This window comes from Halobellus sp. MBLA0158 (genome assembly GCF_041477585.1).
Taxonomy (GTDB): domain Archaea; phylum Halobacteriota; class Halobacteria; order Halobacteriales; family Haloferacaceae; genus Haloquadratum; species Haloquadratum rubicundus.
In genome coordinates, this window is record NZ_JBGNYA010000001.1 from 1,784,673 (window position 1) to 1,798,683 (window position 14,011).

The following is a 14,011-nucleotide window of genomic DNA, read 5'->3' on the forward strand; positions in this document are numbered from 1 at the left end:
GAACGAGGCGGTGGTTCGGTTCTCACCGTCCTCCCGTACCACAAAATGAGTGATGCCCTTCACGCGCGCACGCGCGAGAACGACGAAGAGCGAACGTGGCGCGACCACAGCGCCGACGAGAGCCGTCGCGCTGACCAGAACGAGACGCGGGACCAGGAGTCGACCGAAGAGGAGTCGCTCCAGTGCCCCGAGTGCGGTTCGACAGACCTCGTCACCGACGACGAGCGCGGCGAGACCGTCTGTAACGACTGCGGCTTGGTCGTCGACGAGGACTCGATCGACCGCGGCCCCGAGTGGCGCGCCTTCGACAGCGCCGAACGCGACGAGAAGTCCCGGGTCGGCGCGCCGACGACGAACCTGATGCACGACAAGGGCCTGTCGACCAACATCGGCTGGCAGGACAAAGACGCCTACGGCAACTCCCTGTCGTCGAATCAGCGCCAGAAGATGCAGCGGCTGCGGACCTGGAACGAGCGGTTCCGCACCCGCGACTCGAAGGAGCGCAACCTCAAGCAGGCGCTCGGCGAGATCGACCGGATGGCCTCCGCGCTCGGCCTCCCCGAGAACGTCCGCGAGACCGCGTCGGTCATCTACCGCCGCGCGCTCGACGAGGACCTGCTGCCCGGCCGTTCCATCGAGGGAATCGCGACCGCATCCCTCCACGCGGCCGCCCGGATGGCGCAGGTGCCCCGGAGCATCGACGAGGTCGCGCGGGTCTCCCGCGTCGACGAGGACGAGTTCGAGCGGGCGTACCGCTACGTCGTCCGCGAGCTCTCCCTGGAGATCCAGCCGGCCGATCCCGCCGAATACGTCCCGCGGTTCGCCTCGGATCTTGACATCCCCAAGGAGACCGAGCGGACGGCGAACGACCTCCTGGAGAACGCCAAGCGACAGAACGTCCACTCCGGGAAGTCGCCGGTCGGCCTCGCGGCCGCCGCGCTCTACGCCGCCGCACAGTTGACCAACGAGGAGCTGACCCAAGCGGACGTGAGCGAGGTGACCGACATCTCGGAGGTCACGATCCGCAACCGCTATCAGGAACTGCTCGAAGCCTGGGACCTCGACTCGCCGCACGGCGGTCGAAGCGGCGCCGCCGAGGCTTAGGCCCGACAAATCCGTTTGTCGTCGACGGCGACGCATCGAAACCGCGCGGCCACTACTCCTCGACGACCACGACGCCCTTCATCCCGAGCGTCTCGTGGGGCGTGCAGTAGTACTTCACCGTGCCGGCTTCCTCGAAGGTCTGTGAGAACGTGAAGCCCTCCTCTTGGGTCTGCTCCGACTCGAAGGAGCCGTCCTCGGCGACGACGTTGTGGAGGCTCCCTCGGCCGGTCCACTCCCAGACGACGGTCGTGCCGGTCGAGACGCGGATCGCCGCGGGGCCGTACCCGTAGTAGGCGCCGTTGGCCTCGACCCCGACGTCGACGGTGACCTCCGACTGGCCGGTCCGGTCGACGACGCCGTCGTAGTTGGACGTCTCCGAGAGGTAGCCGTCGAACGAGGGCGTGCCGCCGCCTCCGCCGCCGGAGCCCGAATCGCCGTCGGATCCCGAGCCGCCGTTCGAGCCCGAGTCGCCGTCGGACCCGCCGGACCCGCCGGAGCCGCCCGAGCCGGAACAGCCGGCGAGACCGACACCGGCCGCGGTTACTACGCCGACGAATCCCCGCCGTGTGAGGTGGGTTCGCGTCATCGGCCGAGTTTGGGACCTGCCTCATAAGTCGGTGCTGACTCGTTCTCAGTTTCCGAAAACGGCCGGAACCCGTTCGGGGATGGGCCTACGTGTGTACGACGATGAGTGAGACGAGTGAGGAACGACGGATGCGCATGACCGAACCCCGCGGCGACACGACGCCCGAGTGGGAGGTGTTCTGCCGGTCCGCAGAGAGCGAGCCGCTCAGCCACGTCGGGAGCGTGTCGGCGCCGACAGAAGAGGTGGCCCGCGAGCAGGCGGAGTCGCTGTTCGGGTGGACGGCGCACACGCTCTGGCTCTGTCGCGCCGACGACGTCGCCCGATTCACCGCCCGGGACCTGGGTGCCGAATCCGACGCGGCGGCCAACGCCGACGCGGAAACCGCCGGAGGTGAGTCCCGATGATCTCGATCAGCAAACTCCTCTGTGACCTCGACGCCGAGGGCGACGGGCTCCGCTACGACGACGGCCGCGACTCCGCGAAGGAACAGATCACAGAAGAGCGGACGACGAAGCCGGTCGTCGTCTGGAACCTCACGCGGCGCTGCAACCTCTACTGCGAGCACTGCTACGCCGGGGCCGACCTCGACGCCGCGCCCGGCGAGCTCACGACCGCCGAGGGCAAGCAGCTGCTCGACGAACTCGCGGACTACGGCGTCCCGGTCGTGCTCTTTTCGGGCGGCGAGCCGCTCGTCCGCGACGACCTCGAAGAGCTGGTCGGCCACGCCGCTGACCGCGGCATCCGCCCCGTGCTCTCGACGAACGGCACGCTCGCGACGCCCGAGCGTGCTCAGGCGCTCCGCGCGGCCGGCCTGAAGTACGCGGGCGTCTCCGTCGACGGGATGCCCGAGCGCAACGACGCCTTCCGCGGCGAGGAGGGCGCCTTCGACGCCGCCGTGCGGGGCATCGAGAACTTCCTCGACGCGGGGCTGAAGACCGGGCTCCGGTACACCATCACCGAGAAGAACGCCGCCGATATGGAGTCGGTCGTCGACCTGCTCTCGGAGGTCGGCCTCGATCGCTTCTGCTTTTACCACCTCGATTACGGCGGCCGCGGCGGCGAGATCGCGGACGCGGACCTCTCGCCCGAGGAGCGGCGCCGGGCGGTCGAGCGGCTCTGTGAGATGACCCTCGACTACCACCGGAACGGAGAGGAGATCGAGACCCTGCTCGTCGGCAACTACTGCGACGCCGCGTTCCTCGTCGAGTACGCCCGCGAGCACTTCGGCGAGGCGAAGGCCGACGCCGTCCGCCGGTACCTCGAAGTGAACGGCGGCGACCCGACCGGCGAGCGCGTCGCCGACGTCGACTACCAGGGCAACGTCCACCCGACGCAGTTCTGGCAGGGGTACAGCCTCGGCAACGTCCGCGACCGGCCGTTCGGCGCCATCTGGGAGGACGAGTCGAACCCCCTCCTGCGCGCGCTCCGCAACCGCGAGGCGCACCTCTCGGGGCGCTGTGCGAGCTGTCAGTACCAGGACATCTGCCGCGGCGGCTCCCGGCTCCGCGCGATCGCCGCCGAGGGCGACGTCTTCGGTCCCGACCCGCAGTGTTACCTGACGCCGCGAGAGCGCCTCGGACCCGCCGCCGACCCGAGCGGCTCCGCGGCCGACTGACGAAATCGCAGAATCGACCGCCCGGACCGTTTTGCGACCGCTCGCGAGTCGACGTAGCGCCGTCGGCACAAGACTTAGATACTGTGTCGCGGTAACACAGACCAAATGACCGACAGCGACCTCACGTTTCCGGCGTGCTGTTCGGTCTGTCCGTACCGGAGCGCGTTCACGGCGTCCTGTACGCACGACCTCCGGCAGGCCGTGGTCGCCGAGATCGACGAGTCGCGTCCGTGTCCGATCTACGCCGAGGAGAAGACCGACGCGATGCGGCGACTGGCCGAGTCGTTGTAGCCCAGCGAGCGGAGTCCGGCGACGGCGGACCGTCAGCTCTCGGCCGGGACGTTCTCCAGTCGCACCGTCCGGTCGGTGACGGTCGCCCCCGACTCCCGGTACGTGACGGCCGTGACCGCCAGGCTCGCGGGCGATTCACCCGTCGGCAGTTCCCAGGTGTTCGTCAGCTCCCGCGTCTCTCCCGGCGGGATCTGCCCGGACGAAGCGCGCTCCTCGACGGTCGTCCCGTCGTCTGTCGTCACCGTGCTCAGGCGGAGTTCGTAGGGCGCCTCGCCCGCGTTCTCGACGTCGACGACCAGCTCGAACGTCCAGGAGCCGTCGTCGCTGATGTGGACGACCGCGTCGGTCACGATCTCGGTCGGCGCCGTCTCGGGCAGCAGTTCGTCGCCGATACCGACGCCCTGGGGCGGCGACGTCGTCGTGGTCGCCGTCGCCTCGCTTTCGCTTCCGTCGCCGCCGAACAGCCGCTCTCGGATCAGCCCGAGGAAGGTCGTCGCCTCGATCGCGATCGGGATGCCGATCCCGAGGCCGACCAGGATGCGGATCAGCCACCGCCGGCTCACGTCGTCGTCAGCGTCGCTCATCCGTGCGTTGGTGTGCGGTCGCCGAAAGCGGTCTCGTCGGGCAGGTCACGTCGGGAAGGGGACGCTTCCGGGCGTGAGGATCCCGTTCTCGATCATCCCCCACAGCGGGAGCCCGTAGGCGATCACCACGAGCACGACCGCGATGGCCGCCCACAGACGGAGGTTGTCGAGCACGCGCGGTCCGTCGTCTGCCCCGGACAGCGGCGCCGGAATCGAGCCGTTGACCCGGAGCTGGCCGGCGCCGCGGCGGGAGAGCCACGTCCCGAGCATCACGACCAGGAACATCGCCAGCCCGAGGAACAGGAGCGTGCCGCCGATCGCGATCTGCAGCTGCATCTCGGCGATGCTCCCGAGGACCGGATCGAACGCGCCCGCGCCGGCGTCGCCGAACAGCGGCTTAGCGGTCCGGCGCGGCAGTCCGGCGAGTCCGCCGCGGTGCATCGCGTTCGACATCAGCGTCATCCCCAGGAACCACACGTAGGGCTGGGCCATCGCGATGCGCCGGTGCTGGAGGCGCTTGCCCGTGAGCTGCGGGTAGAGCCAGTAGGCCGACGCCATCGCCGTCAGCGCGAACGCGGTGCCGACGGTGAGGTGGAAGTGACCGGGCACCCACAGCGTGTTGTGGATGAGGTAGTTGATGTTCATCCCGGCGTTGATCATCCCCGAGAAGCCGCCGGCGGCGAACATCAGCCCCGCGAGCGCCATCCCCGAGAACGCCGGCTTGTCCCAGGGGAGCGCGCGGAGCCAGCCGAGGTAGCCCTTGCCGCCGCGCTGGCGCGCCCCGTGTTCGAGCGACGCCACGACGGTGAACGCCGTCAAGAGCGAGGGGAGCAACAGCATCATCGTGTTCGTCATCGCGATGAACTTGAAGCCCTCGGCGATGCCGGGGTCGACGTACTGGTGGTGGAACCCGACCGGCGTCGACAGCAGGACGAACAGCACGAACACGACCCGCGCGAGGGGGTCGCTGAACAGCCGGCCGCCGGCGAGCTTCGGCAGCACCGTGTACCAGGCCAGATAGCCCGGCAGGAGCCAGAAGTACACGACGGGGTGGCCGAAGTACCAGAACAGCGTCCGCGTCAGGAGCGGGTCGATCTCGCTGATCCACCCCAGCGACCACGGGATCAGGAAGACGACCACCTCGATGGCGACCCCGAGCGTGGAGAGGTACCACATGATGAACGTCGTCAGCACCATGAACGTCTGCAGCGGGATCCGCGAGTCCGGGTTCTCCCGCCGCCAGTCGCGGTACATCATGAAGTACTCGACCCCGACGATCCAGGAGCCGACGATGAGGAGCGCGGCGCCGACGTAGAACGCCGGGCTCGCCTTCAGCGGGACGTAGAAGGTGTAGAGCACGTCCGCGGAGTCGAACGGGAGGCCGGGGGCGAAGCCGTTCAGGATCGAGATCGCCGCGAGCGCGGTCCCGACGAACATCGAGCCGAACCCGAGCCACGCCAGTTTCGGGTTCGACATCGGCCGGTCGAGGCTCCGGGTGACGGCCCAAAGGAAGAACCCGCAGATGAAGAACGTCGTGAACACGAGCGCCAGCAGGACGCCGTGGCCGGTCAGGACCGTGTAGTACTGCGAGGCGTTGATCGGGAGCAGCGACCGGAGCGTGTTCGTCCGGTAGAGCGCCTGCAGGAGCCCGAAGAACCCCCCGAGCGCGAGCGCGACGAACGCGACCGCGAAGTGCCATCTCGTGAGCCGTGCGACCTCCGGATAGTCGTCGACGAACGTCATTGGTCGGTCACCTCCTGTGACTCCATATCGAACTGGTCGCGGGGGACCACCTCGACGGTGCCGCGCATCGTGTGGTGGGCCGCCCCGCAGTACTCGTTACAGACGATGTGGTACGTCCCGGGCTCGTCGAAGTTGACGGTGACCTCCGCGACCTGCCCCGGGATGACCATCGTGTTGACGTTCGTCCCGGCGAGGTTGAAACCGTGGGTCACGTCCGGGCTGCTGACGTAGAAGGTCACGTCGGTGTCGGCCGGGACGCGGATGGGCGAGTTCGTTCCCGGCTGGAACGCGAACTGCTGTGCGCGGACGTAGACGTCGTAGCCGCCGTCGTCGGCCTCGTAGACGCCCGGCTCGCGGAAGTTCTCGGAGTCGGTCAGCGCCGACGGATCGACGATGCCGCCGGAGTCGTCGACCATCGCGACGCCGGGGCCGACCGCCCCGTAGACGATCGTCGCGATCAGGACGACGATGAGCAGCAGCGATGCACCAAACCAGAGTTTCTCGAATCTGTGTATCTCCATCGTTGTCTCACCCGATTACCGTCGGTCCGTTCCCGAGGAACTCCACGAAGTATATGAACACCCACAGCCCCAGGAGTATGAGGAAGTACACGACGATGAGCGACGCCGTCCCGACGGGGTCGTAGTCGTCGTGACCGATCTCGGCGACCGGCTCCTCCGGGGGTGCTTCGGGCGTCCCCGTGCCCGTCTCCTCGTCGTCCTCGCCGAACGACGGTTCGTACTCGACCTCCCCGGCGTCTTCGCCCCGGTAGAAGCTCGCGATGATCGGCGCGAGCATCCCGAGGAGGATCGTCCCCGAGAAGAGGACCTCCCAGAGGGAGATCCCGCCGCCGACCGTGCCCGTGGGGCCGCCGTCGCCGCCGGCCCCGCTCGGTGCCGGCCCCACGACGACGGCCGCCTTCATCCCGAGCGAGAGGTGGGGCTCGCAGTAGTACTTGTAGATGCCCTGCGTCTCGAAGGTGTGGCTGTAGGAGAACCCCTGATTCTCGATGGCCTCGTAGCCCTCCCAGCCCGCCCCGTCGGGCTGTGACTCGACGAGGATGTTGTGAGTGTTCGAGACCCACTCGAAGTTCACCGTGGTCCCGGGAGAGACGCGGACCGCGGCCGGCCCGTACGCGAAGGAGCCACCGTTGCCCTGGGAGCCGACTTGGATCGTGACCTCGTCTTGGCCCGTCCGGTCGACGGTCGTCCCGTCGTAGTTGCTCACCGCGCCCCCGGACGCGTCGCTCGTGAACCATCCGTCGTAGTTTCCGACGGCGACGCCGCCGCCGCTTTCCCCGCCGCCGGAGCCGGAACCGGAGCTGACGACGATGGCGGCCTTCATCCCGAGCGAGAGGTGGGGCTCGCAGTAGTACTTGTAGATGCCCTCGGTCTCGAAGGTGTGCGTGTAGGAGAACCCCTGATTCTCGATGGCCTCGTAGCCCTCCCAGCCCGCGCCGTCGGGCTGGGACTCGACGAGGATGTTGTGGGTGTTCGAGACCCACTCGAAGACGACCTCGGTCCCGGGCGAGATCTCGACGGCGGGCGGCCCGTAGGCGAAGGAACCGCCGTTGCCCTGGGAACCGACCTGGATCGTGACCTGATCCTGGCCCGTCCGGTCGACGGTCGTCCCGTCGTAGTTGTCTACTGCTCCGCCCCTGGCGTTGCTCGTGAACCATCCGCCGTACTCCTGGGCCGTGGCCGCCCCCGTCGCCGCCGTCCCCGCGGCGACGGCGGTCGCGGATCCGGCGGCCGCACGGAGGAGCCCGCGGCGCGAAACGCTCGTGTCTTTGCCTATCATAGTGCTATCTCGACTGATCGAAAGCGACTACCGAAGCAGTCCGTGGCAAACGGTCGCATACAGAACACCGGCCGGACGGATCGACGACCGACGCCGCCCGTTCGGTCACGGCGCGTGACCGATCCCGGCCGTCTCTGACGGCCGTAGCGACCGACTCCCGTGCTACGCTTTCGTCCACGCCCGACGTTCCTCGCGTGTGGGTTAAAAAGGGATACTATATTCTCAGTCGGTGAAAACAGCGTCAACTACTAAGCCCGCGGGCCCCACACCGGAGTGTATGAACCTCGGGCCACAGTTCGTCGCCGCAGTCCTGTTGCTCGCGCTCGTCCCGGTGGCCGCGTTCGCGCTCGCGCAGACGGGGATGGCCGCCGTGGCGCTCGTGAACGTGCTGCTGATCTTCGGCTGCCTGTACTACGTCCTCTCGGTTCGGGACGAGCCGCTGTCGCCGGTCGGGGAGTAGTCCCGCGATGACCGCCGGGACGACGGGCGCCGCGGTCCCGGACGTCGGCGTCGCGGCGCTCTTCGTCGTCGGCCTGTTCGGCGGCGCGCACTGCTTGGGGATGTGCGGACCGCTGGTGACGATGTACGGCGAACGGTTCGAGAGCGACGGCCGCGGACCGACCGCCCGGGCGCTCCGCCAACACGCGCTGTTCAACGCCGGCCGCACCCTGAGCTACGCCGCCATCGGGGCCCTGCTCGGCGCGCTCGGCGGCGCGGTCGTCAACGCGGGCGCGCTCGTGTCCGCCGGGACGCTCGTCCGGGGCGCGGCGGGGATCGTCGTCGGCGCGGTCGTGATCGCCGTCGGCGTCAGCTACGTGACGGGCGGCGGCATCGATCTTGCAGGCGGGTCCGTCCCGGTCGTCGGCGACGTCTTCGCCGCGGTCTCCGCCCGGCTCACGGCGCGCGTAGACACGTGGGCGACGGGACCGAAGATCGCCGGCCTTGGGGCGATGCACGGACTGCTCCCGTGTCCGATCCTCTATCCGGCGTTCCTCTACGCGCTGTCGACCGGCTCGGCCGTCTCCGGCGGCCTGGCGCTCGGCGCGCTCGGGCTCGGGACGTTCCCGTCGCTGTTCGTCTACGGGACCGTGCTCGATTCGGTCGGCGCGCCGCTCAGGCGACGGCTCCACCGCGGCATCGGCGTCGCCTTCGTGATCGCCGGGACGATCCCGCTCGCGAAGGGGCTGACCGCGCTCGGGTGGGCCGTGCCGCACATCCCGCTGCCGATGCCGCCGATGCCGACCTGACGACGACGAACCACACCGATGACCTGCACGCTCTGTGACCTTCCGACGCCCGATCCGCCCCTCACCGACCCCGAGGTCCCCGGCGAGTACTGCTGTCGGGGCTGTCTGGAGGTCGCGCGGACGGTCGAGGACCCGACGGACGTCGACGGCGAGACGGCCGCCGAGCCGGTCGACGCCGGCCCCGACGACGCCGAGGGGGAGACCGCCTTCCTCTCGGTGTCGGGGATGCACTGTGCGACCTGCGAGGCGTTCATCGAGTCCCGCGCGACCGACCGCGCGGGCGTCCGGTCGGCCTCGGCGAGCTACCCGACCGAGACGGTCAAGGTGACCTACGACCCCGACGAGACCGACCGCGAGGCGATCGCGGCCGCGATCAGCGGGCTGGGCTATCGCGCCGACGCCAGGGACGTCGGCGACGACGCGGACGAGACGGTCTCGACGGGGCGCCTGCTCGTCGGCGGCTTCTTCGGGATGATGACGATGCTGTGGTACCTCCTCTTCCTGTACCCCGTCTATCTGGGGGTCTCGCCGGAGCTGTTGCTGTTCGACCTCTCTGGCTCGGCCGGCGCGTACCTCGTCGCGAACGTCTGGCTGATGGCGACGGTCGTGCTCAGCTACACCGGCTACCCCCTGTTCCGCGGCGCCTACGTGAGCCTCCGAGCCGGCCACCCGAATATGGATCTGCTGGTCGCGCTCGCGGCGGCCGCCGCCTACGCGTACAGCACCGTCGTCGCCCTGGTCGGCGGGATGGAGGTGTACTTCGACGTGGCTGTGGTGGTGGTGCTCGCGGTCGCCGTCGGCAACTACTACGAGGGGGCAATCAAGCGCCGCGCGGCGGGGCGACTCGCCGACCTGACCGCCGAGCGCGTCAGCGAGGCGCGCCGACGGACCGACTCGGGCACCGAGGTCGTCGACGTCGAGTCGCTCGCGCCCGGCGACGAGGTCGTGGCGACGGCGGGCGACCGCGTCCCCGTCGACGGGCCGGTCGTCGAGGGGCGGGCGACCGTCGACGAGTCGCTCGTGACCGGGGAGTCGACGCCCGTCGCCAAGGAGCCCGGCGACGAGGCCATCGGCGGCGCCGTCGTCGTCGACGGCCGCCTCGTCGTCGCCGTCGAGGCCGGCGAAGAGAGCACGCTCGACCGCGTCGTGCGGACGCTCTGGGACGTCCAGAGCACGCGCCCCGGCGCCCAGCGGCTCGCGGACCGCATCGCGGCCGTCTTCGTGCCGCTCGTGTTCGTGCTCGCGGGGATCGCGACGGCCTGGCAGCTCTTCGCCGGCGCCCGGCCGGGGGCCGCGCTGCTCGTCGGCCTCTCCGTGCTCGTGGTGTCGTGTCCGTGCGCGCTCGGCCTCGCCACGCCGCTTGCGGTCGCCCGCGGCGTCCGCGAAGCGCTCGACGCCGGCGTGGTGATCACGGACGCGTCGGCCTTCGAGGCGGCGCCCGACGCCGACACCGTCGTCTTCGACAAGACCGGGACGCTCACGACGGGCGAGATGCGGATCCTCGACCGCGTCGGCGACGACCGCGTGCCCGCCCGCGCGGCGGCGATCGAGCAGTACGCCGACCACCCCGTCGCGGCGGCGATCGTCGACGACGTCGACGACGCCCTCCCGTCGGTCGCGGACTTCGAGCGCGCGCCCGGTCGGGGCGTCACGGGACGATTGGACGCTCGGACAGACGGCGCCACGCAGCGGACCGACGAGACGGCACGGCGCGCCGACGGCGTCGCGGTCGCCGCCGGGAGCCTCGACCTCTTCGAGTCGCGGGACTGGGAGATCCCCGAGACGTACGCCGAGCGCGCCCGCGAGGCCAGCGCCGAGGGGAACGTCCCTGTCCTCGTCGGCTGGGACGGGCGCGTCGAGGGCGTGCTCGTGGCCGGCGACCGCCCGCGCCCGGAGTGGAAGGCCGTCGTCGACGACCTCGCCGCGGACAGGCGGGTCGTCGTGCTGACCGGCGACGACTCGGCGGCCGCGGCGCGCTTCCGGGCGCACGACGGCATCTCAGAGGTCTTCGCGGGCGTTCCGCCGGAGGGCAAGACGGCCGTCGTCGAGCAGTTCGCCGGCGACGGGACCGTCGCGATGGTCGGCGACGGCGTCAACGACGCGCCCGCGCTGGCCGCCGCCGACCTGGGCATCGCCCTGGATCACACGGCGCTGGCCGCCGGCGCAGCCGACGCCGTCGTCACGACCGAGGACCTGACGGCCGTGCCGGCGGTGTTCGACCTGACCGCGGCGACGAACGGCCGCATCAAGCAGAACCTCGGCTGGGCGTTCGTCTACAACGCCGTCGCCCTCCCGCTGGCGGTCGCGGGGGCGCTCAACCCCCTGCTGGCGGCGGTCGCGATGGGGACGAGCAGCCTCCTCGTCGTCCTCAACTCCTCGCGCTCGCTCTTATCCGAGACGGAGGAGTGACTCGGCCAACGGGCAGGGAGATAGCGGAGCCCGGTACGGGGAACCGGGAGCTACAAGTCGCGAGCGCCCAAGGATCGGATAGCTCCGATGATCGAGGAGGCCCCCTCCGCGGACCTCGACGGCTTCCGCCCCGGCGACCCGTACGACCTCGACCTCCCCGAGCGGTGGTCGGCGCAGTACCGGGACCGGACGGCCGTCTACGAGAACGACCGCGGCGACCACCGCGTCCGCATCGTCGAGTTCTCGAAGGGGCTCTCGCTGTACTGGTGGGTCGACGTGTACGTCGGCGACGAGGAGTGGCGCCGTCAGGAGGTCGGCCTCGGCGAGAGCTACACCGACCCCGACGACGCCGTCGCGGCCGTCGAGTCGTACCTGGCGGTCGTCGCCGAGACGGCCCCCGATTCCGATTCCGATTCCGGTTCCGGCTCCGGACTCGATGACGCAACGGCCTCGAACTCGGACGCGCTCGCGAGGACGCACCTGCCGGGCCCCGAGGGCTGGACGCTTGAGGACGCGGTCCCCGACGGTGCCGGCGAGTCGGCCAGAGAGGGGAGCGACGGCCCTGACCGCACCGACTCCGAGCGGTAGGCGTCGGCGAGACGTCGCAGCGCTCGCACCGCGGGAGGGGCGGAATTTTTCCCGGCACCCGCCGAACGGTCGCGTATGACCCGAGAGCCGCCGATCGACGTCGGTCGGATCCTGGTGCCCATCGACGGGCGCGAGAGCGCGCTCCCCGCGCTCGATCACGCCGTATCGCTCGCGGACGAGACGGGGGCGAGCGTCCACCTCCTGGCCGTGGTCGATCCGTACGGCCTGTCGAGCGTCACAGAGCGGACGGAGGTCGAAGCGGACCTCGAAGACGCCGTCGCCGACGCCGCCGCCCGGGTGCAGGACGCGGGCGTCGCGGTCCGCACCGCCGTCGAGTCCGGGTTCCCCCACGAGGAGATCCTCGAATACGTCGACCGCGAGGGGATCGACTTAGTCGCGATGGGCACCCACGGCCGCACCGGGCTGGACCGCTACCTGCTCGGCAGCGTCGCCGAGAAGGTCGTTCGCCTCTCGCCCGTGCCCGTTCTCACCGTCCGGCCGGACGCCGCCGGCGAGCGGCCCTACCGCGACGTCGTCGTGCCCACCGACGGCAGCGACGCTGCGGCCCCCGCCGAGCGCTGGGGTGTCGGCGTCGCCGCTCGGTCCGAGGCCGCCGTTCACGCCCTCTCGGTCGTGCCGCGGGAGCCGATCCGGTCGAGCGAGACGCGCGCCGCGTACGAGGACGCCGCGGAGGCGGCGATCGAACGCGTTCGGGCCCGCACCGACGACATCGGCGTCGCGTTCGACGGCGCGGTCGAACACGGCGTGCCGCACCGCGGGATCCTCGACTACGCCGACCGGACCGGCGCGGACCTCGTCGTGATCGGTACCCACGGCCGCACCGGCGTCGAACGGTTCGTCCTCGGGAGTGTCGCCGAGAAGGTCGTGCGGCTCTCGGAGACGCCGGTGCTCGTCGTGCCCTCCGAGTGACGGCCCGTACGAGCCGGAGATGAACGCACCGCCGCGAAACGTCACGCTTACTCCCGTCGCTCGCAACGCTCGGGTATGGCCGTCCCCTGCGTCCGCGTGCCGACGAGCCGGGGCGAGGAGACCCGGAGCGCCCTCGCCAAGCGCGATCTCCTCGACCGCGAGCGCGAGATCACCGCCGAGGGAGGCGCGCTCTACATCCCCGTGACGGACCCGGCGGCCGTCCCCGACGACTTCGAGGTCGTCGACTACGACGCCCCGCAGCGGGAGACACAGACCTCCCCCGCGGACCTTCTCGGCTTCGAGCCGTCCTACGAACGGCTCGGCGACATCGTCATCCTCGACGAAGACGACGACGAGCGCGCTCGCCGAATCGCCGACGCGGTCGTCGAGTCCGACCTCCGCGCGGCGACGGTCGTCAACCGCGCCTCCAAGGTCCGGGGGGAGCTCCGGGTCCGCGACTGGGACGTGCTGGCGGGCGAGTCGACCGAGACGGTCCACCGCGAGTACGGCTACGAGTTCGCCCTCGATATCGCCGAGGTGTACTTCTCGCCGCGTCTCGCGACCGAACGCCACCGGGTGATCGAGCAGGTCGGAGCCGAAGAGCGCGCCGTGGATATGTTCGCCGGGGTCGGCCCCTTCGCGGTCCCGATGGCCGGCCGCGGCGCCGCGGTCGTCGGCTGCGACCTCAATCCGGCGGCCGTCGAGTACCTGCGGGAGAACGCCCGTCGGAACGGCGTCGACGAGCGGCTCACCGCCATTCACGGCGACGTCCGCGCGCTCCCCGACGAACACGGCTACGCGGACTGGGCCGACCGCCTGGTGATGAATCTCCCGCACAGCGCCGACGACTTCCTGGACACGGCGGTCGCGCTCGCCGGCGAGGAGTGCGTCCTCCACTACTACGACATCCAGCACGAGGACGACCCGTTCGGACCGGGCGAGCGGGCGATCCGCGCGGCCGCCGAGGCCGCCGAACCAACCTACGACGTCGCCGTCGAGACCGAACGCGTCGTCCGCTCGTACGCGCCCCACGAGTACAACGTCTGTCTCGACGTCCGCCTCACGGCGCGGTGATTCGGAAGCCTTTTCTTCGTCATCGAAGTACGGTTGAGTG

General features: G+C 70.3%; 15 protein-coding genes. 10 read left to right on the plus strand and 5 right to left on the minus strand.

The window, feature by feature from the left end; translation table 11 throughout:
- Positions 1-45: 45 nt before the first annotated feature.
- On the plus strand, positions 46-1,104 hold the full coding sequence (locus tag OS889_RS09190) for a transcription initiation factor IIB (RefSeq protein WP_372389271.1): 1,059 nt from the start codon (positions 46-48) through the stop codon (positions 1,102-1,104).
- 52 nt (positions 1,105-1,156) lie between these two features.
- Here OS889_RS09190 and OS889_RS09195 read toward each other — a convergent pair whose 3' ends face one another.
- Complete coding sequence (locus tag OS889_RS09195) at positions 1,157-1,690, minus strand: halocyanin domain-containing protein (protein ID WP_372389273.1); 534 nt, start codon at positions 1,688-1,690, stop codon at positions 1,157-1,159.
- Positions 1,691-1,824: 134 nt separating this feature from the next.
- Between OS889_RS09195 and OS889_RS09200 the strand changes: the two genes are divergently transcribed.
- From OS889_RS09200 to OS889_RS09210, 3 genes are all read left to right on the plus strand, one after another.
- Positions 1,825-2,094 (plus strand): Htur_1727 family rSAM-partnered candidate RiPP, encoded by a 270-nt coding sequence (locus tag OS889_RS09200; protein WP_372389276.1) that lies wholly within the window; start codon positions 1,825-1,827, stop codon positions 2,092-2,094.
- On the plus strand, positions 2,091-3,305 hold the full coding sequence (locus OS889_RS09205) for a TIGR04347 family pseudo-SAM/SPASM protein (protein ID WP_372389279.1): 1,215 nt from the start codon (positions 2,091-2,093) through the stop codon (positions 3,303-3,305). Before OS889_RS09200 ends, OS889_RS09205 begins: the two co-directional genes overlap by 4 nt.
- Before the next feature lie 105 nt (positions 3,306-3,410).
- Positions 3,411-3,596 carry a hypothetical protein gene (locus tag OS889_RS09210; protein WP_372389280.1) on the plus strand — a complete coding sequence of 62 codons (186 nt, stop codon included), beginning with the start codon at positions 3,411-3,413 and terminating at the stop codon, positions 3,594-3,596.
- 32 nt (positions 3,597-3,628) lie between these two features.
- Here the strand turns inward: OS889_RS09210 and OS889_RS09215 are convergent, their stop codons facing one another.
- From OS889_RS09215 to OS889_RS09230, 4 genes are read right to left on the minus strand one after another with little or no spacing between them, the layout of a single operon-like run.
- Complete coding sequence (locus OS889_RS09215; protein WP_372389282.1) at positions 3,629-4,180, minus strand: hypothetical protein; 552 nt, start codon at positions 4,178-4,180, stop codon at positions 3,629-3,631.
- Between the two features lie 45 nt (positions 4,181-4,225).
- Positions 4,226-5,923: a b(o/a)3-type cytochrome-c oxidase subunit 1 gene (locus OS889_RS09220; RefSeq protein WP_372389284.1), complete on the minus strand. Its 1,698-nt coding sequence runs from the start codon at positions 5,921-5,923 to the stop codon at positions 4,226-4,228.
- Positions 5,920-6,444, minus strand: a complete 525-nt coding sequence (locus OS889_RS09225; RefSeq protein WP_372389286.1) for a cytochrome c oxidase subunit II — start codon at positions 6,442-6,444, stop codon at positions 5,920-5,922. The genes OS889_RS09220 and OS889_RS09225 overlap by 4 nt, the downstream gene beginning before the upstream one ends.
- Positions 6,445-6,451: 7 nt before the next feature.
- Positions 6,452-7,723: a halocyanin domain-containing protein gene (locus OS889_RS09230; RefSeq protein WP_372389288.1), complete on the minus strand. Its 1,272-nt coding sequence runs from the start codon at positions 7,721-7,723 to the stop codon at positions 6,452-6,454.
- Between the two features lie 277 nt (positions 7,724-8,000).
- Between OS889_RS09230 and OS889_RS09235 the strand changes: the two genes are divergently transcribed.
- The 6 genes from OS889_RS09235 (at position 8,001) to OS889_RS09260 (ending at position 13,971) form a co-directional block, all read left to right on the plus strand.
- A complete protein-coding gene (locus tag OS889_RS09235) occupies positions 8,001-8,183 on the plus strand; it encodes a DUF8131 family protein (protein ID WP_372389290.1) in 183 nt (60 codons plus the stop codon).
- Between the two features lie 7 nt (positions 8,184-8,190).
- Positions 8,191-8,970, plus strand: a complete 780-nt coding sequence (locus OS889_RS09240; RefSeq protein WP_372389292.1) for a sulfite exporter TauE/SafE family protein — start codon at positions 8,191-8,193, stop codon at positions 8,968-8,970.
- 18 nt (positions 8,971-8,988) lie between these two features.
- A complete protein-coding gene (locus OS889_RS09245) occupies positions 8,989-11,379 on the plus strand; it encodes a heavy metal translocating P-type ATPase (RefSeq protein WP_372389294.1) in 2,391 nt (796 codons plus the stop codon).
- Positions 11,380-11,466: 87 nt separating this feature from the next.
- Positions 11,467-11,967 (plus strand): hypothetical protein, encoded by a 501-nt coding sequence (locus tag OS889_RS09250; RefSeq protein WP_372389296.1) that lies wholly within the window; start codon positions 11,467-11,469, stop codon positions 11,965-11,967.
- A gap of 75 nt (positions 11,968-12,042) precedes the next feature.
- Positions 12,043-12,897 (plus strand): universal stress protein, encoded by an 855-nt coding sequence (locus OS889_RS09255; protein ID WP_372389298.1) that lies wholly within the window; start codon positions 12,043-12,045, stop codon positions 12,895-12,897.
- Positions 12,898-12,972: 75 nt separating this feature from the next.
- Positions 12,973-13,971 (plus strand): class I SAM-dependent methyltransferase, encoded by a 999-nt coding sequence (locus tag OS889_RS09260; RefSeq protein ID WP_372389300.1) that lies wholly within the window; start codon positions 12,973-12,975, stop codon positions 13,969-13,971.
- Positions 13,972-14,011: the final 40 nt, after the last annotated feature.